The sequence below is a fragment of the Streptomyces sp. NPDC079167 genome (assembly GCF_040686735.1).
Lineage (GTDB): Bacteria > Actinomycetota > Actinomycetes > Streptomycetales > Streptomycetaceae > Streptomyces.
Genome location: NZ_JBFBLO010000002.1, coordinates 746,427 through 769,646 on the forward strand (window position 1 = coordinate 746,427; position 23,220 = coordinate 769,646).

The following is a 23,220-nucleotide window of genomic DNA, read 5'->3' on the forward strand; positions in this document are numbered from 1 at the left end:
CGGCCCCGCGCGCAGTGGTGGCTTTATCACGCGGGACAGAACAAGCCGGGAGGGCGCCCTGAAGGTTGCGTGAAGAAGTACACGAGAATCGAAAATATGTCTATAGTGCACACTTAGCGTCCCCACACGCATGGACCGGCCCCACCCGAGTCCCCGACTCCATACCCGGTCCTCACGGGCCACAGACCAAGGGACTCGCGCAGGATGAGCCACGACGCCGTACCCCCACGCGCCTCACGACGGGCAGAAGCGCCGAAGCGGGGCCGCAAGAAGGAACGCGGGCGCCGCCGCGGTCTCAAGATCACGCTCGGGGTCCTGCTCGTGCTCCTGCTCGCGGGCGGTGGTACGGCGTACTGGATGTACGAGGACCTCAACGGCAACATCAAGGGCGTCGACATCAACAAGGCGCTCGGCGAGGACCGTCCCGAGAAGCTCCCCACCACCGGTCAGAACCTGCTCGTCCTGGGCTCCGACTCACGCGCCGGGGCGGAGAACAAGGAGCTGGGCGGTGGCGGCAACGTCAGCGGGGGCCGCTCCGACACGACGATGGTGGTGCACATACCCGAGGGCCGGTCCGAGGCCGTCGCCGTGTCCATTCCGCGCGACACCCTGGTGACCCGGCCGAAGTGCACGACTGCCGACGGCTCGGAGCTGCCCGAGAAGAAGCGCGAGATGTTCAACGCCGTCTACTCACTCGCGGGCCCGGCCTGCGTGGTCAAGACGGTGGAGAAGATGTCCGGGGTCCGCATCGACCACTACATGGAGATCAACTTCGCCGGGTTCAAGGACCTGGTCGACGCGATAGGCGGCGTCACCGTGAAGGTCGAGGAGCCGATCAAGGACAAGTCCTCCGGGCTGGACCTCACCGCCGGCACGCACAAGCTCAACGGCACCGAGTCGCTCGCCTACGTCCGCACCCGGCACGGCGTCGGGGACGGCAGCGACCTCGGCCGCATCGGGCTCCAGCAGCAGTTCCTGCTGGCCCTGCTGACGGAGATCAAGTCGCAGGACCTGCTGGGCAGTCCGACGAGCACCTACAGGATCGCGAACTCGGCCACCAAGTCGCTCACGACCGACGAGGGTCTCGCCTCGCTGACCTCGCTCGCGGAGTTCGCCCGCTCGATGAACGGCGTCGATCCCTCCGCCATGGAGACGATCATGCTGCCCGTCGCCTACGACAAGCAGGACCCGAACCGCGTCGTGGCCGCCGAGCCGCAGGCCGGCGACCTGTGGGAGGCGATCCGGAAGGACGGCACGATCCCCGAGTCGGCCAAGAAGTCTCCGGCCACCGGCGGCTGACCTGGCATCCTTCGAGGATGACCGGTGAGAGGACCCTGGTGATCGTCGATGCCGCCAATGTGGTGGGGTCCGTCCCTGACGGCTGGTGGCGCGACCGGCACGGTGCGGCCGAGCGGCTGCGGGACTCACTCGTCCCGTGCGCCGCCGAGGGCCTGCCCGGCCATGCCGGTCCCGTCGAGCTCGTGCTCGTCGTGGAGGGCGCCGCGCGCCAGGTCGCATCCGTGCCGGGCGTACGCGTGGAGGCCGCGTCCGGCAGCGGGGACGATCTGATCGCCGCCCTGGCCGCCGCCGCCCAGGGGGTGCGGCCCTGCGTCGTGGTCACGGCCGACCGCGGGCTGCGGCAACGGGCCGAGGCGTACGGGGCCCGGTGCACGGGCCCGCGTACGGTACGGCCGCTGCCGCCGCCGCGCGGTGTCTGACGAGGGATCAGGAAGACTTCGCCATACGGCTGTTGCGGCGCCCGTACACGAAGTAGATGATCACGCCGAGCGCCATCCAGATCCCGAACCGCAGCCAGGTCTCCGCCGGCAGGTTCAGCATCAGCCAGACCGAGGCCGCCACCGACACGATCGGGAGCAGCGGCACCCACGGGGTCCGGAAGGAGCGGTGGAGATCGGGGCGGGTGCGGCGCAGGACGATGACGCCGAGGGCCACGACCACGAACGCGAAGAGCGTGCCGATGTTCACCAGGGTCGCCAGCTCGTTGATGCTCGTGAAGCCGGCCACGATCGCGATGACCACGCCGAGGAGGATCGTGGGGCGGTACGGCGTACCGAAGCGCGGGTGCGTCTTCGAGAAGAACCTCGGGAGCAGTCCGTCGCGGCTCATCGCGAAGAACACCCGGGTCTGGCCGAGCAGCAGGATCATGCAGACGGTGGTGAGTCCGACCGCCGCGCCGAAACTGATGACGCCCGCGTAGAAGGGGTGTCCGACGGCCTTGAAGGCGTCGGCGAGCGGGGCGCTGACGGAGAGTTCGGAGTAGTGCTGCATGCCGGTGACCACGATCGACACGGCGACGTAGAGCAGCGTGCAGATGACGAGTGAGGCGAGGATCCCGCGCGGCATGTCCCGCTGGGGGAGCTTGGTCTCCTCGGCCGCGGTGGCCACGACGTCGAAGCCGATGAAGGCGAAGAAGACGATGGAGGCCGCGGTGAAGATGCCCATGATGCCGAAGTTCGTCGGCTGGTAGCCGAAGATCAGCTGGACCAGCGGCGCGTCCAGACCCGAACCCGAGGTCTGGCCCTCGGCCTCGGGGATGAAGGGCGAGTAGTTGGACGCGTCGATGAAGAACAGCCCGGCGATGATCACGATCAGCACGACCGCGATCTTGATGGCGACCACGACCGTGGTCACCCGGGCGGAGAGCTTCATCCCGAGGACCAGGATGACGGTCAGGATCAGTACCAGGACGAACGCCAGGACGTCGAAGCCGAAGCCGCTCGCCACGTCCGGGCCGGAGAGCGCCTCCGGCATCGTCCAGCCGATGTTGTCCAGGAGCGAGCGGACGTAGCCGGACCAGCCGACCGCCACCACCGCGGTGCCCAGCGCGAACTCCAGCACCAGGTCCCAGCCGATGATCCAGGCGACCAGCTCGCCCAGGGACGCGTAGGAGAAGGTGTACGCCGATCCGGCCACCGGGACGGTGGAGGCGAATTCGGCGTAACAGAGGGCGGCCAGCGCGCAGACGATGCCCGCCGCGACGAAGGCGAGCGCCGTGGCCGGGCCTGCCGTCTCCTTGGCGACCTTGCCCGTGAGGACGAAGATTCCGGTGCCGATGATGACACCCACTCCGAAGACCGTGAGGTCCAGCGCGGAGAGGGACTTCTTGAGCGCGTGCTCCGGTTCCTCGGTATCGCGGATGGACTGTTCGACCGTCTTGGTCCGGAACAGTCCCTTCCCGCTGGGGGGCGTGTCCTGCTGCGTGCTCACCGGCGTACCTCCACGCACTCGTCGTGCACGCCATGATTCGGAAGGGATCGCCCTCGAATGTGCGCTACGCCCCGATTTCACGCGAATGGGCCGGTCGGACCACCCGAGTGGGGTGGCCGACCGGCCCGGAGCCGTGCGGTGGGTGGGCGTCAGTCGCGAACGGGTTCCACGGCGCGGCTCTCGTAACGGCCGTCGAGCTTGGCGACCAGACCGGTGACCTGGCGGGCGATGTCCGGTGCCGTCAGCCCGATCTCGGCCATGACCTCGCCGCGCGAGGCGTGGTCGAGGAAGACCGGCGGGATGCCGAAGTCGCGCAGCGGCACGTCGACGTCCGCGTCGCGCAGGGCTTGGGCGATGGCGGAGCCGACACCGCCGGCCCTGCTGTTGTCCTCGACGGTGACGACGACCCGGTGCCCGGCCGCGAGCGGGGCGAGCGCCTCGTCGACGGGCTTGACCCAGCGGGGGTCGACCACGGTCGTGGAGATGCCCTGGGCGTCGAGCAGAGCGGCGATCTCCAGGCACATCGGGGCGAGGGCGCCGACGGAGACCAGGAGGACGTCCGGCGAGTCCGTGCCGGCCTTCCGGAGGATGTCCATGCCGCCGGCCTTGCCCACGGCGTCGACCGCAGGGCCGACCGCGCCCTTGGAGAAGCGGACGACGGTGGGTGCGTCGTCCACGTCGACGGCCTCGCGCAGCTGGGCGCGGACCTGGTCGGCGTCGCGCGGGGCGGCGATGCGCAGGGTCGGCACGCACTGGAGGATCGACATGTCCCACATGCCGTTGTGCGAGGCGCCGTCGGTGCCCGTGACGCCGGCCCGGTCCAGGACGAAGGTCACGCCGCACTTGTGCAGGGCGACGTCCATGAGGACCTGGTCGAAGGCGCGGTTCAGGAAGGTCGCGTAGACCGCGAAGACGGGGTGCAGCCCGCCGGTGGCCAGGCCGGCAGCGGAGACCGCGCCGTGCTGCTCGGCGATCCCGACGTCGTAGATCCGGTCCGGGAATGCCTGCTCGAACTTACCGAGGCCGACGGGCTGGAGCATGGCCGCCGTGATGGCGACGATGTCCTCGCGCTCATGGCCCAGCTTGACCATCTCCTCGCCGAAGACCGAGGTCCAGTCGAGGCCGGAGGTCGAGATCGGCAGGCCGGTGTCCGGGTGGATCTTGCCGACCGCGTGGAAGCGGTCCGCCTCGTCCTCCAGGGCGGGGGTGTAGCCGCGGCCCTTCTCGGTGAGGCAGTGCACGATGACCGGGCCGCCGAAGCGCTTGGCCCGCTGGAGCGCGGACTCCAGGGCCTCGATGTCGTGGCCGTCGATCGGGCCGACGTACTTGAGGCCGAGGTCCTCGAACATGCCCTGCGGCGCGATGAAGTCCTTGAGGCCCTTCTTGGCGCCGTGCAGGGTCTCGTACAGCGGCCTGCCGACGACGGGCGTGCGCTCCAGGAGGTCCTTGCCACGGGCCAGGAACCGCTCGTACCCGTCGGTGGTGCGCAGGGTGGCGAGGTGGTTCGCGAGGCCGCCGATGGTCGGCGCGTACGAACGCTCGTTGTCGTTGACGACGATGACGAGCGGGCGGTCCTTGGCGGCGGCGATGTTGTTCAGCGCCTCCCAGGCCATACCGCCCGTGAGCGCTCCGTCACCGATGACGGCGACGACGTGGTCGTCCTTGCCCAGGACCTCGTTGGCCTTGGCGAGGCCGTCGGCCCAGCCGAGGACCGTCGAGGCGTGCGAGTTCTCGATGACGTCGTGCTCGGACTCGGCACGGGACGGGTATCCCGAGAGGCCGCCCTTGCTCTTGAGCTTCGAGAAGTCCTGCCGGCCGGTGAGCAGCTTGTGCACGTAGCTCTGGTGGCCGGTGTCGAAGAGGACCTTGTCCTGCGGGGACTCGAAGACCCGGTGCAGGGCGATGGTCAGCTCGACCACGCCCAGGTTGGGGCCGAGGTGGCCACCGGTCTTGGACACCGCCTCGACGAGGAAGGTACGGATCTCCCCGGCGAGCTGGTCGAGCTGCTCGAGGCCGAGCCGGTCCAGGTCGCGCGGTCCCCTGATGCGGGTCAGCAGGTCCACCCGTGCCTCCTTGCGTGTGAGCTGATCGAGCTTGCCGATCCGATGAGTCTAATGTTCCGCCGGCGGCCCCGGTCATCGGGCGGCGCATTCCGTCGCGCCGCGCCGGGTCCCGCCGGACGCGCGGGTGCCCGGCATCACGGACGATGCCGGGCACATGTGCGCAGGTGCGGCGGTCAGGAACCTCAGGCGCGGCCTGCGGTTTTCTGCGTCTTGCGGGTGACGGAGTCGATGACGACCGTGGCGAGAAGCACAGCGCCGGTCACCATGTACTGGACCGGGGTCTTGATGCCTTCCAGCGACAGGCCGTACTGGATGGAGACGATCACCATCACGCCGAGCAGGGCGTTCCAGGTGCGGCCCCGGCCTCCGAAGAGGCTGGTGCCGCCGATGACGGCCGCCGCGATGACGTTCATCAGGAGGTCGCCGGTGCCGGAGCCCTGGTTGACGGCCGCGATCTTGGAGGCCCAGAAGAGGCCGCCGATGGCCGCGAAGGTGCCGGCGATGGCGAAGACCGAGACGCGGATCGCGGTGACGTTGATGCCGGCGCGGCGGGACGCCTCGACGCTGCCGCCGAGCGCGAAGATCTTCCGCCCGTAGGTCGTACGGCGCAGCATGAAGTCCGTGCCGACGAGGACGATGAGGAAGAGGACCAGGGCCAGCGGAAGACCGCGGTACTGGTTGAACATGTACGCCGCGGCGAAGGCGAACACCGCGAGGACGGCGGTGCGCACCACGATGTCGGTGAGCGGCCGGGAGGGGACGCCCGCGGCCTCGCGGCGGCGGCTGTCCAGGAACGCCGAGAGGAAGAAGGCGATCACCGCGAGAGCGGCCAGACCGTAGGCGGCTGCGACGTCCGTGAAGTAGTACGTGGTCAGCTTGCCGACCACACCGTCGCTGTCGAGGTTGATCGTGCCCGTGTCACCGAGCAGCTGGAGCATGAGACCCAGCCAGAACAGCAGGCCGGCGAGGGTGACGGCGAAGGCGGGGGCGCCTATCCGGGCGAAGAAGAAGCCGTGGATGGCACCGATGACCGCACCGCTGACGATCGCGACGACGAGGGCGAGCCACTCGTTCATGCCGTTGGTCACGCTGAGCACGGCCACGACGGCGCCGGAGACACCGCTGACCGAACCGACCGACAGGTCGATCTCGCCGAGCAGCAGCACGAAGATGATGCCGACGGCCATCATGCCGGTGGCCACCATCGCCACGGCGATGTCGCTGATGTTCTTCGCGGAGAGGAACTCGGAGTTCAGGCTCTGGAAGACCACGCAGATGATGATCAGGCCGATGACCACCGGGATGGACCCGAGGTCGCCGCCGCGCATCTTGCGCTTGAACTCGGTGAGGTATCCGCCGAAGCCCTGCTCGCGCACGAGCAGCCGGGGGTCGACCGCGGTGTCCGCGCCCTTGGCGGCCTCCGGGTTGACCACAGCCGTGGACGTCTTGTCGGTCGTCACTTCTTGACCTCCGCGTTACGAGCCGCACGACGGGTCACGGCGTTCTCCGTGGCGCCCGTGATGGCGGAGATGATCTCTTCCTGCGAGGTGGTCTTCACATCGAAGACCCCGTTGTTCCGGCCCAGCCGGAGCACGGCGACCTTGTCGGCCACGGCCTTCACATCGGCCATGTTGTGGCTGATGAGGATGACCGCGTGACCGCGCTCGCGCAGCCGCTCGACCAGGTCGAGGACCTGCGCGGTCTGCTCGACGCCGAGGGCGGCGGTGGGCTCGTCGAGGATGACGAGCTTGGGCTCACCCAGCATGGAGCGTGCGATGGCGACGGTCTGGCGCTGTCCGCCGGAGAGCGAGGCGATCGGGATGCGGACGCTGGGGATGCGGATCGACAGCGTGGACAGGAGCTCGCGGGAGCGGCGCTCCATCTCGACCTCGTCGAGGATTCCGTACTTACGGATCTCCCGGCCGAGGTAGAGGTTGCCGACGACGTCGATGTTGTCGCAGAGCGCGAGGTCCTGGTAGACGGTCGCGATGCCCAGGCTCTGGGCGTCGTTCGGCTTGCTGATCTGGACCGGCCGGCCGTCCCACTCGATGACTCCGTCATCGATGGGGTGAACCCCGGCGATCGTCTTTACCAGCGTTGATTTACCGGCGCCGTTGTCGCCCACCAGGGCGACCACTTCACCGGCGTGGACCTCAAGCTCTACATCGGTGAGCGCCTGGACGGCACCGAATCGCTTGGAGACCCCTCGCAACGCCAACACGGGCGTAGCGGACACGTGAACCATCTCCTTCGCCGCCTGACCCGGCGGGGATGCCGCGCCTGGGGGAAGGCGCGGTGGTCGAGCAGAAGAGTAGAAAACCGTTGAAGCGTTCCGTCCGGCGCCCCGCCCGGTAGCGGGACAGTTGGTGGGCGGGGCGCCGGACAGGCTTCGGGCCCGCGCTGTACCGGCCGGGGGCCGGTCGCGCGGTGGCAGTTAGTTCTTCAGGCCGATCGAGTCGCAGGCGGCCTTGTACTTGGCCGTGCAGATCTCGTCGATCGTCCAGATGCCATCCTTGATGATGGTTTCCTTGATGTTGTCCTTGGTCAGCGAGACGACCGGGACGAGGACGGTCGGAACGCCCTTCGTGCTGGCGTTGTCGACCTTGGACGTGGCGATCGAGTCGAGCTTCTCGCCCTTGGCGAGCGCCACGGCCATCTCCGCGGCGATGACGCCCTCCTGCGGGTACGACTTGTAGACGCTCATGAACTGCTCACCGGCGACGATGTGCTGCACACCCGCGAGCTCGGCGTCCTGGCCGGTGATCGGCGGGAGCTTGGTGACGCCCGCGGACTTGAGCGCCTGGATGATGCCGCCCGCCAGACCGTCGTTGGCGGAGTAGACGCCGTCGATCTTGTCCTTGCCGAGGGAGGTGATCGCACCCTCCATGTTGGCGTTGGCGTTCTCGGCCTTCCACTCCTTGGTGTCGTACTCCTTGCCGTACGTCACCTTGCCGTCGAGCACCGACTTGGCGCCCTTCTTGAAGAGCGCGGCGTTCGGGTCGGTGATCGCGCCGTGCATCATCACGACGTTGGGCTTGGTCTTGCCCTTCAGGGCCTCCAGCAGGGCGGTGCCCTGCACGCGGCCGACCTCTTCGTTGTCGAAGGAGGTGTAGGCGTCGATCGGGCCCTCGGCGAGACGGTCGAAGGCGACGACGGGGATGCCCTCGTCCTTGGCCTTCTTGACGCTGTTCTCGATGGCCTTGGAGTCGACGGCGTCGATGATCAGCGCGTCGACCTTGTTGGTGATCATGGTGTCCACCTGCTGCGCCTGCAGCGTGGCGTCCTGGCGGGCGTTGGAGTACACGACCTCCGCCTTGCCGCCGGTGAGCTCGCTGACCTTCTTCTCGATGATCGGCTTGTCGAACTTCTCGTAGCGGGCCGTGGCGTTCTCGGGAAGGAGCAGACCGATCTTGAGGTCGTCGCCCTTCTTCGCGGAATCCGAGCTGGTCTTGTCGCCGGACTCCTTGGCGCTCCCGCACGCGGCGAGAGAGACAGCCATGGTGGTGGCGGCAACGGCAACGGCGGCACGACGCATACGCGTGTTCATTTCGAACCTCCCTGACGAGGCCGCGACGTTGCGGCCGAGGTGGCTGGAAGTCAACTCGGCCGCAGGGTCGGCGTCAAGGAGTAAATTCTTAACGAGATGACAACGGTGCCATTCGTTATCTAAGTGAAGGCAGGAGTCGCTGCGGGAAGGGTGCTCTCCAAAAGGGACGAATCCCCCATCTCGCTGAGCACGAGGGCCAGCGCGCCCAGCACCTCGGCCCGCCCGCCGAGCGCCCCGGGGAGCACGGAGAGCTGCCGCGCGGCACTGGGGATGGCATAGCGCGAGACCGAGTCGCGGATGGGCGCCAGCACCAACTCCCCCGCCTCGGCGAGGGATCCGCCGAGCACCACCCGGCTGGGGTTGAGCAGGTTGCACAGGTTCGCCACCCCGCTGCCGATGTGCCGGCCGACGTCCCCGATGACCCGGCGGCAGCCCGGATCGCCCTCGCGGGCGAGCTGGACCATCCGCTCCATGGTGAGATCCGCCCCGTGGCTGGGCTTGAGCAGCGGCAGGACGTACCGGGCGGCGGTGAAGGTCTCCAGGCAGCCGCGGTTGCCGCAGCGGCAGACAGGGCCCGACTCGTCGAGGGTGATGTGGCCGATCTCGCCGGCCGTGCCTCCGGGGCCCCGGTAGATGGTCCCGTCGATCACCAGACCGGCGCCGACGCCGCTGGCGACCTTGATGTACGCCAGATCCCTGACGCCCCTGCCGCTGCCCCAGACGAGCTCGCCGAGGGCCCCCAGGTTGGCATCGTTGTCCACGTACACGGGGACACCGAGGCGCCCGGCGAGCTCCTGGCTGGGGTTGATGCCCGTCCAGCCCGGGAGGATGGACGTGGAGCCCAGCGTGCCGGATTCGACGTCGATGGGGCCCGGCACGCCGAGACCCACGCCGATCACCTTCCCGGGGCTGATCCCGGTCGTCTCGACGAGACGGTTGACAAGCTGTTCCGCCCGGCCGAAGCCCTGCGCCGACGAGGCGTCCACATCGAGCGGCTCGGACTCCTCGGCGAGCACCTGATGAGCCAGGTTGCCGATGGCCACCCGAAGGTGGGTGTGCCCGAAATCCACCCCTATGACAATGCCTGCGTCCCCGCTCAGGGAGACGCTCCTGGCACGGCGCCCGCCCGCCGAGGTGGGGGTCACCTCGACCGTGCCGCCGTCCTTGAGTTCACGGACGATGTTGGAGACGGTGGCTGCGGAGAGGCCGGTGCTCCTGGCGATCTCGGCCTGGGTCAGGGACCCTGCCATCCTTACGGCACGTACGACCCGCTCAAGGTTGGCCCGATGCAGAGATGTCTGCGACCCCGGAGTCTCCATCGACTCACTCACTCCTGCCGTTTTCTCTAACATGTGAACCCTAAGCTGAGCGTTTTGGGGTGCCCCCCGTCAAGACCTTGAGCAGTCGCAGCCTCCGATGAGCATGGGGCCTCCACATCCCTACGGGCGCGAAAGCATCGGAAAGGGCATGAAAACCACCCCCCGGCCGAGGGCCGAAGGGTGGTTCCCTGCTCGGGGAGCCTGTCCGTTTCCGGTGACTCCTGTGACCCGAGTGACGACAAGACCTGACAGCTGAACGGGCGTGCCGCTACTTGAGCGCCCCCGCCGTCAGCCCCGCGACGACCTGACGCTGGAAGACGATGTACGCGGCGAGGACCGGCAGCATCGCCATGACCAGGCCGGCGAAGAGACCCGACCAGTCCCCCTTGTACCCCTGGCTGGTGGCCAGTTCGACCAGACCCTGGGAGAGCACCTTGCCGTCCGGGTCGGTGTTCAGCACCGTCGGCAGCATGTACTGGTTCCACTGTCCGAGGAAGTTGAAGATACCGACGCTGATCAGTCCGGGCTTCGCCATCGGCAGCATCACCTGGAAGAACGTCCGGGTGTGCGACGCCCCGTCGAGCATGGCCGCTTCCGCGATCGAGGTCGGCAGGGTCCGGAAGAACGAGGTGAGGAAGAAGACGGTGAACGGCAGCGAGTACGCGATGTAGACCAGGATCAGCCCGTGCACCGAGTTCAGCAGACCCATGTTGTTCATGACGAAGAACAGCGGGACCAGCGCCAGGATGATCGGGAAGCTCATCCCCCCGATGAAGAGGAAGTAGATGAAGCGGTTCCCCGGGAAGTCGAACCGCGCCAGCACGTACGCAGCCATCGAGCCGAGCAGCAGGGTACCGATCAGCGAACCGCCCACCACCAGAATGGTGTTGAGGAAGTAGTCGCTCATGTGGGCCTGGTTCCAGGCCCGTGACCAGTTCTCGAAGTGGAGCTTGTCCGGCAGTTCCCAGGGCCTCGACAGGATCGAGTCGTCCGTCTTGAACGACGACATCACCGCCCAGAGCAGCGGCATGACCACGAGTACCGCCCAGATGACCAGCACACCGTGCGAGAAGACGTTGAGGACCTTGCCCTCGCTGCTCTTCGCGGGCTCGCCCGCCGGGAGGTCCGTCTTCGTCACCGGCGAGCGCGGGGCCGGGACGGCGGGAGGAGTCTCAGTGACCTTCATGTGTGCTCACCTCGTACAACTGTCGAGCCGGCCACCGGGACCGAACTGTTCTGCGCGCCGCCGGTCATCCGATCGCCGTACCCCGCAACGAACCGCATCAGAACTCCAGCCGCTCGCGCCGGCCCAGCTTCATCACGATGCCCGCGAAGAGCATGGTGACGATGAGCAGGCCGACGCCGATCGTGGTGGCGTAGCCGGCCTGGGCGTCCCGGAAGGCCGTCTGGTAGACGTACAGCGGCAGGACGGTGGTGGAGTAGTCGGGACCGCCGGGGCCGACCGTCATGACCTGTACGGCGGTGAATGCCTCCACGCCGAGCGCCAGGATGCCCATGTAGACCCATCCGGACTGCACGGTGTCCCAGAGCAGCGGCAGCGTGATCCTGAAGAACGTCGTGATGCGGTCGGCGCCGTCGAGCAGCGCGGCCTCGTAGAAGTCCTTCGGTATGGACGCCATTCCCGCGGAGAAGAGGACGACGAAGAATCCGACCGTCGACCAGATCAGCACGACCATGACGCAGTAGAGCGCCAGGTCGGGGTCGCCGAGCCAGTCCGGCTGGAGGCTCTTGAGGCCCACCGCCTTGAGCGTCGCGTTCAGCATTCCCGAGGTCGGGTTGAAAGCGAACTGGAAGAGCAGGGCCACGATCACGATCGACAGGACCTGGGGGAAGAAATAGGCGACCTTGTAGAAGGCGGAGCCCCGCACGCCGGCGACCGCGGCGTTCTTACGCCGCCGGCCGCCGACATTGAGCATGAAGGCGAAGAAGAGCGCGAGGCCCAGCGTCACCAGCGGCAGCAGCAGCGCGAGCAGCACACTGTGCTGCAGCGACTTCCAGAAGATGTCGTCGTCGAGCATCCGGCTGTAGTTGTCGAAGCCGACCATCTTGAAGTCGGAGCTCAGTCCGGTCCAGTCCGTGAACGAGTAGTAGATGGACTGGGCGAAGGGCCAGATGACGAAGATGGCGTACAACGCCAGTGGGGCTACCAGGAACCCCACGATGAACCGGTACTTGCCGTGCTGCATCGTTTACCGACCCCGATTTCCGAGCGGGTGCCGCCGCTGGTGACGGTTGCTCACTGGTGCTTGTAGTGCTTGATGGAATCGTCCTTGGCCGCCGCGTCCGCGAAGGCCTGGATCTTCTTGATGGTCTCCGCCGGGGTCGCGCGGCCGGCCATCATCTCGCCGATGCCGGCGATACCGATCTGCTCCTTCTGCAGCTTCACGTACCAGTCCTGCATCCGCGGGTTCACCACGTTGTCGCCGGCCTTGGCCAGGACGTCGACGCCGGACTGCAGCGCGGTGGAGAGCGTCAGCCCGTCGGTTCCGCCGTTGAACGCGCTGAGGGACTTGACCGACTTGGTGAAGTTCTTCGAGGAGTCCTCGCTGAGCATGATGCGCAGCTGCTCCATGCCACCCTCGGGGTTCTTCGACTTCGCCGGCACGATGAACGGCTCGCCGCCGGACGCCCAGAGGGTGCCGAAGGGCATCTTGTCGGAGGAGTCGAGGCTGGACGGCGCCCCGACCATCATCTTGAAGTCCTCGGGGGTGGTGGGCGCGGCCTCGTTCTCCACCCACGAGCCGTTCGGGATGAAGAGGGCCTTGCCCTTGGTCCACTCGGTCTGCGACTGGATGTGCGTCAGACCGGGCGTGCCCTTGAGGATGTAGCCCTTCTGGAAGAGCTCGTAGTACGCCTCGAAGGCGGCCTTGACGGCCGGGTCCTTCCAGGCGTTGGGCTCCAGGTTGTCGATCTTGTCGAGGACCTCGCGGCCGCCGATCTTGGCGATGAAGGGGTAGAGCGAGAACGGCAGGTAGTACGGGTACTTGCCCGGGTACGTCCAGCCGGCGATGCCCTTCTTCTTCGCCTTCGCGCAGAGCGCGAGCATGTCGTCCCAGGTCTCCGGGTACGCCGCGTCGAGCTTCTCGAGGTTGGTCTGGGAGTACCAGACGCCGTAGACCGTGTACGCGTAGTACATGATCCAGACGGGGTCGCCGTCGAACTGGCCCATCTCCAGGACACCGGGGCGCAGCGTGTCGCGGACCTTCTTCGCCGGGTCGTCGTAGGACGGTGCGTCCATCAGCGGCGTCAGGTCGGCGAGCTGCTTCTTGCCGACCAGGACACCCATGTCCATCTGCTCGGCACCCGAGTTGTCGATCAGGTCCGGCGGGGTGCCACCGTTGAAGCGCGGCTGCAGGATCGACTGGATCTTCTCGGTCGAGGAGTGCTTGACCTTGGGTGCCTTGGGGAAGGCCTCGTTGTACTTCTTCTCGGCGTCGATGGCGTACTGCTCGCCGAAGCCACCGTTGAAGATGACGACCTCGAGGGCTGCGGTCTCGTTGACACCGAGCGGGTTCTTGGCGCTCTTGGTGCCCTTCTCGACCTTGTCGTCACTTCCCCCGTCGCTGCTCGCGCACGCCGACAGGAAGCTCATCGTCGGAACAGCGATCAGGCCGAGTGCGGCAGAACGCTTGATCACATCGCGACGGCCAAGGCCCTCATTCGTGCGGCCGGAGGTGGATCCCATGCTCAAGTCCTCGCCTTCTCCAGGACTCAGGCGGTGTACCGGTCACCCGTAGAGAATTCGCCTCAGGCGAAGGGCCCCGCCACCGCGGTCAGTTGCGCTTGGGTCGTGCAGAATGCCGGATTACCAGGTGCAGTGGGGGAGTTTCGGGGGAACGTACGGCGGAACGCCTCGCGGCGCCCACAGCTGTTCCACCCTCCCCCGTGTCCGCGTGCCGTTGTGAAGCGGCTGTGCAGACGCCGACAGGTATAGTCCACTTGCCGCCAACTGAGCAAGATCGAATGCATGGTTGAGCGGCAGTCTTTCCCGAGTTGAGACCTCACGGATACCTGAGGCCTCTCGTTCGGATCATGCCGGGCTCGCGTGCCCCGGCACCGCACCTCGCGGCGTTGACCGCGCGCCTCCGCACGGAATCGCCGTTTTCCGCAATACGGTCGAATCACCGGCGTCGACCCCGCGCAACACCCTTGACACATCCCGCCACTTGGCTCCCTACTGGAACCCGCATCCTGCAATGACAACGTTGTCCAAAGCATGCCCCCAGGAGGAACGGCTTCGTATGCAGCCCCTACGCGGTCCTCAGCACGGCTCTCGCCACAGACACAACCGTTCCGCCGCGGTCCTCGCGGCCTCTCTCGTCCTCGCCCTGGCGGCACCCACCGCAGCGCTCGCCCAGCCCTCCGGCGCCGCCAAGAAGCCTTCCGGCGACACGTCGTTCAGCTCCTCGTTCGAGGCAGACGAAAAGCAGCCGGACTGGCGCAATACCGTCGAAGAAGGCGCCGACGGAAAGAAGAGGGCATCGGGTGTCGACGGCGGATTCTCCGCCGGAATACCGGGCAATATCACCGATCAGGTCACGGATCTGCGCGCCAGCGGCGAGAATGCCGACGGCGGCGAGGTCAAGGAGAACCTCGTCGATGTCGAGCCCGGCACCAAGTGGCTGGCCTTCCAGCCCACGGGCTGGGTCGAGTTCGACCTGGCCGAGCCGGCCAAGGTCGTCACCTACGCCCTCACCTCGGCCAACGACCACGACGAGCGGGACCCCGAGGACTGGACCCTGAAGGGCTCCGCGGACGGCAAGACCTGGACGGACCTGGACACCCGGACCGGCCAGACGTTCTCCGAGCGCCTCCAGACCAAGTCGTACGACTTCACGTCGGACACCGCGTACCAGCACTTCCGGCTGGAGATCACGAAGAACAACGGCGCGTCCGACGCCCTCCAGCTCGCCGACGTCCAGTTCTCGGACGGGGACACCTCCGCCCCCGCCCCCGACGACATGCGCACGCAGGCCGACCGCGGTCCCTCGGGCTCCCCCACCGCCAAGCAGGGCGCCGGGTTCTCGGGTAAGAAGGCTCTGCGTTACGCGGGCACGCACAAGCCGGACGGCCACGCCTACTCGTACAACAAGGTCTTCGACGTCGACACGAGGATCACCAAGGACACCCAGCTCTCGTATCTCGTCTACCCGCAGATGGCCGAGACGGACCTCGACTACCCCGCGACGCACGTGGCGGTGGACCTGGCCTTCACCGACGGCACCTACCTGAGCGAGCTGAAGGCCACCGACAGCCACGGCGGGCTGCTCACCCCGCAGGGCCAGGCCGACGCCAAGCGGCTGTACGTGAACCAGTGGAACAAGGTCGCCTCGCGGATCGGCACGGTCGCGGCGGGCAAGACCGTCGACCGGCTCCTGGTGGCGTACGACTCCCCCAAGGGGCCGTCGAAGTTCCAGGGCTGGATCGACGACGTCACGATCGCCCCGAAGGCCCCGGAGAAGCGCAAGGCGCACCTCTCGGACTACGCGTCGACCATCCGCGGCACCAACTCCAGCGGCGGCTTCTCGCGCGGCAACAACATCCCCGCGACCGCGGTCCCGCACGGCTTCAACTTCTGGACGCCGGTGACCAACGCGGGCTCCACGAGCTGGCTGTACGACTACGCGCGGGGCAACAACGAGGACAACCTGCCCACGCTGCAGGCCTTCAGCGCCAGCCATGAGCCGAGCCCCTGGATGGGCGACCGCCAGACCTTCCAGATGATGCCCTCGGTGGCATCGGGCACGCCCGACGCCTCCCGCGAGGCCCGCGAGCTGCCGTTCCGCCACGAGAACGAGACGGCGACCCCGCACTACTACGGGGTGACGTTCGAGAACGGCCTCAAGGCCGAGATGGCCCCCACCGACCACGCAGCGCGGATGCGGTTCACCTACCCCGGTGACGACGCGAGCCTGGTCTTCGACAACGTCGACAACAGGGGCGGACTCACCCTCGACCCGGAGACCGGTTCCTTCACCGGCTACTCCGACGTGAAGAGCGGCGGCTCCACCGGGGCCACCCGGCTCTTCGTGTACGGCTCCTTCGACGCGCCGGTCACCGACAGCGGCAAGCTGAAGGGCGGCGGCGGTGACGACGTGACCGGCTTCTTCCGCTTCGACGCGGGCAAGGACCGTACGGTCAACCTGCGGCTGGCCACCTCGCTGATCAGCGTCGACCAGGCGAAGAAGAACCTCGCCATGGAGCTGCCGGCGAAGACCTCCTTCGACAAGGTGAAGAGGAACGCGCAGAAGGCCTGGGACAAGATCCTCGGCAAGATCGAGGTCGAGGGCGCGAACGCCGACCAGCTGACCACGCTCTACTCCAGCCTGTACCGGCTCTACCTCTACCCGAACTCGGGCTTCGAGCAGGTCGACGGCGAGAGCACCTACGCGAGCCCCTTCTCGCCGCAGACCGGTACGGACACCCCGACCCACACCGGCGCGAAGCTCGTCAAGGGTGAGGTGTACGTCAACAACGGCTTCTGGGACACCTACCGGACGACGTGGCCGGCCTACTCGTTCTTCTCCCCGAAGCAGGCCGGCAAGCTGGTCGACGGCTTCGTGCAGCACTACAAGGACGGCGGCTGGACCTCCCGCTGGTCCTCCCCGGGCTACGCGGACCTGATGACCGGCACCAGCTCCGACGTGGCGTTCGCCGACGCCTACGTCAAGGGTGTCGACTTCGACGCCGAGGCGGCGTACGACGCGGCGGTCAAGAACGCCACGGTGGCCCCGCCGTCCTCGGGTGTCGGCCGCAAGGGCATGGAGACCTCGGTCTTCACCGGGTACGCCGACACCGAGACGCACGAGGGTCTTTCGTGGTCGCTGGAGGGCTACCTCAACGACTACGGCATCGCGCAGATGGGCGAGGCCCTCTACAAGAAGACGAAGAAGCAGCGCTACAAGGAGGAGGCCGCGTACTTCCTCAACCGCGCGCAGAACTACGTCAAGCTCTTCGACGACAAGGCCGGCTTCTTCCAGGGCAAGAAGCCGAACGGCGACTGGCGCGTGCCCTCCGACCAGTACGACCCCCGCGTCTGGGGTTACGACTACACGGAGACCAACGGCTGGGGCTACGCCTTCACCGCCCCGCAGGACAGCCGGGGCCTGGCCAACCTCTACGGCGGCCGTGACGGTCTGGCGAAGAAGCTGGACACGTACTTCTCGACCCCCGAGACGGCCGGTCCCGAGTTCGTCGGTTCGTACGGCGGCGTGATCCACGAGATGACCGAGGCGCGCGACGTGCGGATGGGCCAGTACGGCCACAGCAACCAGGTCGCGCACCACGCCACGTACATGTACGACGCGGCCGCCCAGCCGTGGAAGACGCAGGAGAAGGTCCGCGAGGTCCTCGGCCGTCTGTACACCGGCAGCGAGATCGGCCAGGGCTACCACGGCGACGAGGACAACGGCGAGCAGTCGGCCTGGTTCCTCTTCTCCTCGCTCGGCTTCTACCCGCTGGTCATGGGCAGCGGTGAGTACGCGATCGGCTCGCCGCTCTTCACGAAGACGACCGTCCACCTGGAGAACGGCCGGGAGCTGGTCGTCAAGGCCCCGAAGAACAGCGCGACGAACGTCTACGTCCAGGGCCTGAAGGTCAACGGCAAGAAGTGGACCTCCACTTCGCTGCCGCACGACCTGCTCGCCAAGGGCGGCGTGCTGGAGTTCGACATGGGCTCGAAGCCCTCGGCATGGGGCACGGGCAAGAAGGCGGCCCCGGTCTCCGTCACCAAGGACGACAAGGTGCCGACGCCGAAGGGCGACGTGCTCAAGGGCGACGGCGCGCTGTACGACGACACCTCCGCCACCTCGGCCTCGGTCGAGTCGGTGGACCTGCCGGCCGCCGAGGGCACGAAGGCGGTGCAGTACACGCTGACCTCGGCCACTGCGGCGAAGGCGCCGACGGGCTGGGTGCTGCAGGGTTCGGCGGACGGCACGTCCTGGAAGGACGTCGACAAGAGGTCCGGCCAGACGTTCGCCTGGGACAAGCAGACCCGGGTGTTCTCGGTGCAGGCACCGAAGGCGTACGCGAAGTACCGGCTGGTGAGTACGGCCGCCGCGACGCTGGCGGAGATCGAGCTGATCTCCTGACCGCCTGAGGGGAGTTGCCGAGCCGGGGGCCGGCCGTCCGCACGTGCGGACGGCCGGCCCCCGGTGCCATAGTGCTCCGCATGCTCCCACGGATACGCATGCGGTCCATCGGACGGGCGGCTCTGGCCGCCCTTCTCGCCATGGTCTTCGCACCGGCCACCGCGAACGCGTCGGACACGGCCGTGCTGAGCCTGAAGGACGTACCGCGCAGCATGGTTCTGTACAACGCGGACGAGGGCGCCGAGGGGACGAACAGCGACTTCGAGGTGCCCGTCGCCGTCGTCCCCGGCAACAAGGAGCCGGCCCGCAACATCAAGGTTGTGGTTGACGCGTCCGGGCTCAAGGACATCGCCCGCGTGACCGAAGGCGGTTACGGGAACTGCACCGGCAGTGGCTGGGTGTACACCTGCGAGTACGGCACGTTGCGGAACGACGGCGAGAGCAACGCACCCTTCGACATCCTCGGGCTCGACGGCGTGAAGCCGGGCGACAGCGGCACGGTGACCTACACGGCGAGCGCCGACAACGCCGCACCCGTCACCGGCACCACGCGCATGACCGTCGGCGGCCCGACACTGGGCGTGCCCGGGAAGCAGGCGAAGGTGAGCGGGGTGAAGCCAGGTCAACCGACGCCGATGACACCGGAGTTTGCCAATCACAGCCGGTTCTCGGCGGGCCGGGGCATCGCCCTGCGCATCACGAGCGAGGGGCTCACCCTGAAGGCACGGCACAGCAACTGCTCCTACGCGGGCGCCTCGCCCACATCGGCGTGGTGCCTGTTCCCCGCCAAGGCCGCGCCGGGTGCCGCCTACCGCACCAGTGCTCCGCTCTTCTACGTCGCCGGCGAGAAGGTGCTGTACGGCACGCTGACCTACAGCTGGTCGTCGGACCCGGAGAAGCCGGCCGGCCACACCGTGCGCGGCACGGGCGCCCCGATCACGCTGACCGGCACCGAGGACGGCGAATTCGGCGGCACCAGTGGTGACGTCGCGGTGGAGACCACGGTCCAGGCCGACTACCGGCCGGTGACCGGGACCGTCAGGGGGCACGTCGGCGACACGGTCCAAGTGCGGCTCGGGGTGCGGAACACGGGTGCCGGCGAGGTGCGTGACGAGGAGATGAAGGGCCGCTTCGAAGTGGTCCCGCCGGAGGGCACCACGGTCACCTCCATCCCGTACGCCTTCGAGGAGATGGACCACGGGTGGGGGTGCGAGCAGCCGGGGAAGCCCGGCGGGGCGTTCGTCTGCGACCTCGGCGGGGCAGCGTTCACCTACGACGGGACCAGCACCATCGTGTTCCACGTCCGCATAGACCGTCAGGTCCCGGGCGCGCGGGGGACCATCCGGACGTACAACGCCTACGACCGCACCCCCGGCAACGACACCGCCGCCATCCCGCTCGACGCCTCGCCCGCACCGGCGTACCGGGCCTTCCTGCGCCCGGTCACCTGGGGCCCGATCACTGCGGGTGGTGTTGTGGCCCTGACTCTGACGGCCGCCCACCTGCGGCGTCGGCGTCGGTCCGCCTGATCCGGCCTTCCCCGCTCCGGGACCTCGAACGGTTTCTGCCTGGGAAAAATCGCCGCCCGGTATCGGCTAGTCAGGGTACTTTTGGGCGTGTTTACGGTGTCCCTACGGACTCTTCTGCCGATCCATGTCATCTCTTAGGCGATCAGGTGATCAGTACGACAATCATCTCGGCTTGAAGGAGCCCAGCATGCGCATTTCCACTTCCGTCCGCTCCCGCGGCGCCCGCACGGGCGTCACGTTGGCCGCCGCGGTCGCCGTCGCCGGTGCCACCCTCGCCGCTGCCCCCGCCGCCTACGCCCTGCCCGGGGACAGCGGCGACATCGAGGTCACCTCGGTCGGCTGGCACTCACGTGGTGACCGCGACGGTGTCGAGGTCTGCAAGTTCGTGCTCAAGGCGAGCAACTTCGAGTCCTTCCCCTCCGTCCCCTGGACGATCACCGAGCAGCCCCCGACCGTCCCCCCGGGCGACACACTGCTGGGCACCCTCCCGCTCGTGAACGGCCAGGCCCGCAGCCAGCAGTACCTGCTCCCGGAGGGCACGTACCAGCTGGTGTGGACCGTCCCGGCGGGACCGAAGCAGCGGAGCTTCGAGGTCGACTGCTCCCCCCGGCCCGGCCAGGGCGGCAGCCGTGACGAGGGCGGCGAGCGCGATGCGGAGTCGGGCGCCGGGAAGAACGACGAGAAGAAGTCCGACGCGATCTACGAGAAGCCGTCCGGTGCGGTGCCGGCGGGTGGCGGCGGCGTCCCGGAGATGGAGAGCGTCAGCTCCGAGGGCGAGTCGAACGTCGGCGCCTCGGCCGCGCTGGTCGCCGGTGCCGCCGGTATCGCGGGGCTGATCATGGTCCGTCGATCCGCGCGCCGCCGTGCCCGCAACGAGGCATAGTCCGCGCGGCCGACGGCGACGACGGGGACCGAGTCGTGCATGCCGGCTCACGATCACCCTGTGCGTGACCTTCTCGCTGGTGACCGGCGTCGTGTGGGCGAGTTCCGACTCACCCGAGGACACCTCGTCGGTCACCGCCGCCCGCGGCAGCGACGCCGCGGGCGGCGGGGCCCCGCCGTTCCGGAGGGCACCGCACAAGCCGCCTAAGGCGGTACCCGCATCGCATGCCCCGCTGGTGCACTCCCGGCCGGTGAAGGTCGCCGTCCCCGCGATCTTCATCGAGGCCCCGGTCACCGGCCTCGCCCTCGACAAGAAGGGCAGGCTCGGCGCCCCGCCGCTGAGCAAGCCCAAGCTGGTCGGGTGGTACCGGAAGGGTCCCTCCCCCGGAGAGGCGGGGACCTCGCTGCTCGTCGGACACCGGGACACCGCGACCGGGCCGGCGATCTTCCTCAATCTCAACGCCCTTCGCCGCGGGGACACGGTGAAGGTCACCCGGGCGGACAAGCGGACCGCGGTCTTCACCGTCGACGAGGTGAAGACCTACACCAAGGAGGAGTTCCCCGACGACAAGGTGTACGGGACCACCGGCCGTCCGGAGCTCAGGCTCCTGACCTGCGGCGGACGCTTCGACAAGAAGAAGGGCTACTCGGCCAACGTCGTCGTCTTCGCCCACCTCACCTCGCTGAAGAAGGCGGCCTGAAGCCGGGCACGCCGCACGGAACCGGCCGGTACCTCGGGGGCGAGGTACCGGCCGTCCGTCGTTGCGCTGATCTCCCCGCACGCACGTACACACGTGCGAAGGGGGGAACGTGTGAGTACGACGGGACGAGGGCTGCGGCGGACCGCCTGGGCCTCGGGCGTCATCGGGGCACTGCTGCTGGCGGGCCCCGTGGCGCTGTTCACGACGGGCTACACGTCGGCGGAGGTGTCCGGCAGTTCCATGGAGCCGACGTACTCCATCGGCGACCGGATCGTCTTCGAGCGGATCGACGCGGACGAGGTACGGCGCGGGGACGTGGTCCTGTACCGCGTACCGGAGCGCTACGACGGCCTGGCCACGCTCGGGCGGGTGATCGGCGTCGGCGGCGACCGTGTCGCCCAACAGCCGGGCGACGCCGTGACCTTGAACGGCACCACACTCCCCGAGCCGTACGTCAAGGACGGCGATCCGTCCGGCATGGCGCCCGGTTACGACGTGGAGGTCCCCGAGGGACGCCTCTTCGTGCTCGGCGACTTCCGCGCCGACGCCAGGGATTCCCGCTACTTCCTGGACGACCGGTCGGGCACCGTGCCGTCAACCTCCGTGGTGGGCAGGCCCCTTGACGGCAGTGGTGGCCCCCTGGGGCTGGGACTGACGGCGCTGCTCGGTCTGCCGCTGCTCGCCACCGCACTCGCGTCGGGGATCGCGGCGCGAGAGAAGCGCCGGCCACCCGTCCGGATGATGTTGCCGGATTCCCGGCATACGGGGGTGGGGTAACCGATAGCTTCCGCGGCATGCCACTGCCGAAGGACCTGGACCCGTACGCCAATCCGCGCGCCTTCTACGGCGCGGAGCTGCGCCGCCTGCGCGAGGCGGCGGGACTGTCGCAGAACGAGCTGGGTGACCGTGCCCATCAGGGAGCGCTCGCGTTCCGGGTCGACAACCCCGGCGTGCGGGTCGCCCCCTGGATGCTGGGTCAGGCGCCGGTACCGCGCCAGGTGCGCACCCGCGTGAATCGCATCCTCGGCGGTCGTTGGGAAGTAAGGGACGAAAAATTTGGACATATTGCTCGTCTTGTGGTCTGTAACCTCCCAATGACCTGATCTGGGGGCGGGGGTTAGGGGGTGGGGGGGTGCGCTGCCTCGTAGAGGCTCTTCGGGAGGGCCAGGTTCAGTGCGGTCACCACCGGCTTGCCGTGTTCCGTGCCGAGGCGGGAGACCGCGCCCGTGGCGAGCTGGAAGAGCTCCCCGCTCGCCGGGGTCAGCCGCAGGTAGCGCGCGGTGAGTACGCGCAGGAAGTGCGAGTGGGCGACGAGCGCGATGTCCGCCTCGCCGAGACGGGAGGCCGCCGCGCGGACCTCGGCCAGGATCCGGTCCGCCCGGTCGCCGACCTCCTGCGGGCTCTCCCCCGGGTGCTCCTCGGGGCCGGGTGCGACGCCGTCGGTCCAGAGGTTCCAGTCGGGGCGGGTGCGGCGGATCTCGACCGTGGTGATGCCCTCGTACGCCCCGTAGTCCCACTCCCGCAGGTCCGGTGTCTCGCGCGGCGAGGTCAGACCCGCCAGCTCGGCGGTGCGGCGGGCGCGGAGGTAGGGGCTGACCAGGGTGAGCCCGATCTCGCGTTCGGCGAGGAGCGGGACGAGGGCGCGGGCCTGGCGCTCCCCGAGCTCGGTGAGGGGCAGGTCGGTCCAGCTCGTGTGCTGCCCGGACCGGGACCACTCTGTCTCGCCGTGCCGGATCAGGATCAACTCGCCCATGGGTGCTTCCGCTCTCTGTGCCGTACCGGTGCGTGTGCACCGCTGGTGCCAACCTGCGGGCCCACGATCGCATTCCTCCGGGCCCGG

At 68.2% G+C, this 23,220-nt stretch carries 17 protein-coding genes and 1 pseudogene; 8 read left to right on the forward strand and 10 right to left on the reverse strand.

Features of this window, described 5'->3' with window-relative positions:
- The first annotated feature begins 204 nt into the window (after positions 1-204).
- Entirely contained in the window at positions 205-1,299 is a 1,095-nt protein-coding gene (locus tag AB0P41_RS07595; RefSeq protein WP_365930705.1) for an LCP family protein, read from the forward strand.
- A gap of 17 nt (positions 1,300-1,316) precedes the next feature.
- Positions 1,317-1,718, forward strand: coding sequence for an NTP pyrophosphohydrolase (locus tag AB0P41_RS07600; protein WP_365930707.1), 402 nt, complete (start codon positions 1,317-1,319; stop codon positions 1,716-1,718).
- A gap of 7 nt (positions 1,719-1,725) precedes the next feature.
- Here AB0P41_RS07600 and AB0P41_RS07605 read toward each other — a convergent pair whose 3' ends face one another.
- From AB0P41_RS07605 to ngcE, 9 genes are all read right to left on the reverse strand, one after another.
- Positions 1,726-3,228, reverse strand: a complete 1,503-nt coding sequence (locus AB0P41_RS07605) for an amino acid permease (protein WP_356714037.1) — start codon at positions 3,226-3,228, stop codon at positions 1,726-1,728.
- 149 nt (positions 3,229-3,377) lie between these two features.
- Positions 3,378-5,291 carry a 1-deoxy-D-xylulose-5-phosphate synthase gene (dxs, locus tag AB0P41_RS07610; RefSeq protein WP_356714038.1) on the reverse strand — a complete coding sequence of 638 codons (1,914 nt, stop codon included), beginning with the start codon at positions 5,289-5,291 and terminating at the stop codon, positions 3,378-3,380.
- A 182-nt stretch (positions 5,292-5,473) separates the two neighbouring features.
- Positions 5,474-6,751 carry a sugar ABC transporter permease gene (locus AB0P41_RS07615; protein WP_356714039.1) on the reverse strand — a complete coding sequence of 426 codons (1,278 nt, stop codon included), beginning with the start codon at positions 6,749-6,751 and terminating at the stop codon, positions 5,474-5,476.
- The gene (locus AB0P41_RS07620; protein WP_356714040.1) at positions 6,748-7,536 is read right to left on the reverse strand and encodes an ATP-binding cassette domain-containing protein; all 789 of its coding nucleotides are present in this window, start codon (positions 7,534-7,536) and stop codon (positions 6,748-6,750) included. Before AB0P41_RS07620 ends, AB0P41_RS07615 begins: the two co-directional genes overlap by 4 nt.
- 189 nt (positions 7,537-7,725) lie before the next feature.
- Positions 7,726-8,838, reverse strand: a complete 1,113-nt coding sequence (locus AB0P41_RS07625; protein ID WP_356714041.1) for a substrate-binding domain-containing protein — start codon at positions 8,836-8,838, stop codon at positions 7,726-7,728.
- 119 nt (positions 8,839-8,957) lie between these two features.
- Positions 8,958-10,157 (reverse strand): ROK family transcriptional regulator, encoded by a 1,200-nt coding sequence (locus tag AB0P41_RS07630; protein WP_356714042.1) that lies wholly within the window; start codon positions 10,155-10,157, stop codon positions 8,958-8,960.
- Between the two features lie 268 nt (positions 10,158-10,425).
- Entirely contained in the window at positions 10,426-11,343 is a 918-nt protein-coding gene (locus tag AB0P41_RS07635; RefSeq protein ID WP_356714043.1) for a carbohydrate ABC transporter permease, read from the reverse strand.
- A 97-nt stretch (positions 11,344-11,440) separates the two neighbouring features.
- On the reverse strand, positions 11,441-12,364 hold the full coding sequence (locus AB0P41_RS07640; protein WP_356714044.1) for a sugar ABC transporter permease: 924 nt from the start codon (positions 12,362-12,364) through the stop codon (positions 11,441-11,443).
- Positions 12,365-12,414: 50 nt separating this feature from the next.
- The gene (gene ngcE / locus AB0P41_RS07645) at positions 12,415-13,863 is read right to left on the reverse strand and encodes an N-acetylglucosamine/diacetylchitobiose ABC transporter substrate-binding protein (RefSeq protein WP_365930709.1); all 1,449 of its coding nucleotides are present in this window, start codon (positions 13,861-13,863) and stop codon (positions 12,415-12,417) included.
- 556 nt (positions 13,864-14,419) lie between these two features.
- Between ngcE and AB0P41_RS07650 the strand changes: the two genes are divergently transcribed.
- The 6 genes and pseudogenes from AB0P41_RS07650 to AB0P41_RS07675 form a co-directional block, all read left to right on the forward strand.
- A complete protein-coding gene (locus AB0P41_RS07650) occupies positions 14,420-18,268 on the forward strand; it encodes a GH92 family glycosyl hydrolase (protein ID WP_365930711.1) in 3,849 nt (1,282 codons plus the stop codon).
- A gap of 80 nt (positions 18,269-18,348) precedes the next feature.
- On the forward strand, positions 18,349-19,797 hold the full coding sequence (locus tag AB0P41_RS07655) for a hypothetical protein (RefSeq protein WP_365930713.1): 1,449 nt from the start codon (positions 18,349-18,351) through the stop codon (positions 19,795-19,797).
- Positions 19,798-19,984: 187 nt separating this feature from the next.
- Positions 19,985-20,680, forward strand: a complete 696-nt coding sequence (locus tag AB0P41_RS07660) for a hypothetical protein (RefSeq protein WP_356717113.1) — start codon at positions 19,985-19,987, stop codon at positions 20,678-20,680.
- A gap of 64 nt (positions 20,681-20,744) precedes the next feature.
- The gene (locus tag AB0P41_RS07665) at positions 20,745-21,380 is read left to right on the forward strand and encodes a class F sortase (protein ID WP_365930715.1); all 636 of its coding nucleotides are present in this window, start codon (positions 20,745-20,747) and stop codon (positions 21,378-21,380) included.
- A gap of 111 nt (positions 21,381-21,491) precedes the next feature.
- On the forward strand, positions 21,492-22,157 hold the full coding sequence (lepB, locus tag AB0P41_RS07670; protein WP_365930717.1) for a signal peptidase I: 666 nt from the start codon (positions 21,492-21,494) through the stop codon (positions 22,155-22,157).
- Positions 22,158-22,174: 17 nt separating this feature from the next.
- A pseudogene (locus tag AB0P41_RS07675) lies at positions 22,175-22,288 on the forward strand (transcriptional regulator); the annotation flags it as partial.
- A gap of 209 nt (positions 22,289-22,497) precedes the next feature.
- Here the strand turns inward: AB0P41_RS07675 and AB0P41_RS07680 are convergent.
- Positions 22,498-23,133 carry a histidine phosphatase family protein gene (locus AB0P41_RS07680; RefSeq protein WP_356717119.1) on the reverse strand — a complete coding sequence of 212 codons (636 nt, stop codon included), beginning with the start codon at positions 23,131-23,133 and terminating at the stop codon, positions 22,498-22,500.
- Between the last annotated feature and the right edge of the window lie 87 nt (positions 23,134-23,220).

What these genes read in the sequence shown, in the direction of transcription:
- AB0P41_RS07595 (WP_365930705.1), top strand. Translation starts at nt 205, where the DNA reads ATGAGCCACGACGCCGTACCCCCACGCGCCTCACGACGGGCAGAAGCG.
- AB0P41_RS07600 (WP_365930707.1), top strand. Translation starts at nt 1,317, where the DNA reads ATGACCGGTGAGAGGACCCTGGTGATCGTCGATGCCGCCAATGTGGTG.
- AB0P41_RS07620 (WP_356714040.1), bottom strand. Translation starts at nt 7,536, where the DNA reads ATGGTTCACGTGTCCGCTACGCCCGTGTTGGCGTTGCGAGGGGTCTCC.
- AB0P41_RS07625 (WP_356714041.1), bottom strand. Translation starts at nt 8,838, where the DNA reads ATGAACACGCGTATGCGTCGTGCCGCCGTTGCCGTTGCCGCCACCACC.
- AB0P41_RS07630 (WP_356714042.1), bottom strand. Translation starts at nt 10,157, where the DNA reads ATGGAGACTCCGGGGTCGCAGACATCTCTGCATCGGGCCAACCTTGAG.
- AB0P41_RS07635 (WP_356714043.1), bottom strand. Translation starts at nt 11,343, where the DNA reads ATGAAGGTCACTGAGACTCCTCCCGCCGTCCCGGCCCCGCGCTCGCCG.
- AB0P41_RS07640 (WP_356714044.1), bottom strand. Translation starts at nt 12,364, where the DNA reads ATGCAGCACGGCAAGTACCGGTTCATCGTGGGGTTCCTGGTAGCCCCA.
- ngcE (WP_365930709.1), bottom strand. Translation starts at nt 13,863, where the DNA reads ATGGGATCCACCTCCGGCCGCACGAATGAGGGCCTTGGCCGTCGCGAT.
- AB0P41_RS07650 (WP_365930711.1), top strand. Translation starts at nt 14,420, where the DNA reads ATGCAGCCCCTACGCGGTCCTCAGCACGGCTCTCGCCACAGACACAAC.
- AB0P41_RS07655 (WP_365930713.1), top strand. Translation starts at nt 18,349, where the DNA reads ATGCTCCCACGGATACGCATGCGGTCCATCGGACGGGCGGCTCTGGCC.
- AB0P41_RS07660 (WP_356717113.1), top strand. Translation starts at nt 19,985, where the DNA reads ATGCGCATTTCCACTTCCGTCCGCTCCCGCGGCGCCCGCACGGGCGTC.
- AB0P41_RS07680 (WP_356717119.1), bottom strand. Translation starts at nt 23,133, where the DNA reads ATGGGCGAGTTGATCCTGATCCGGCACGGCGAGACAGAGTGGTCCCGG.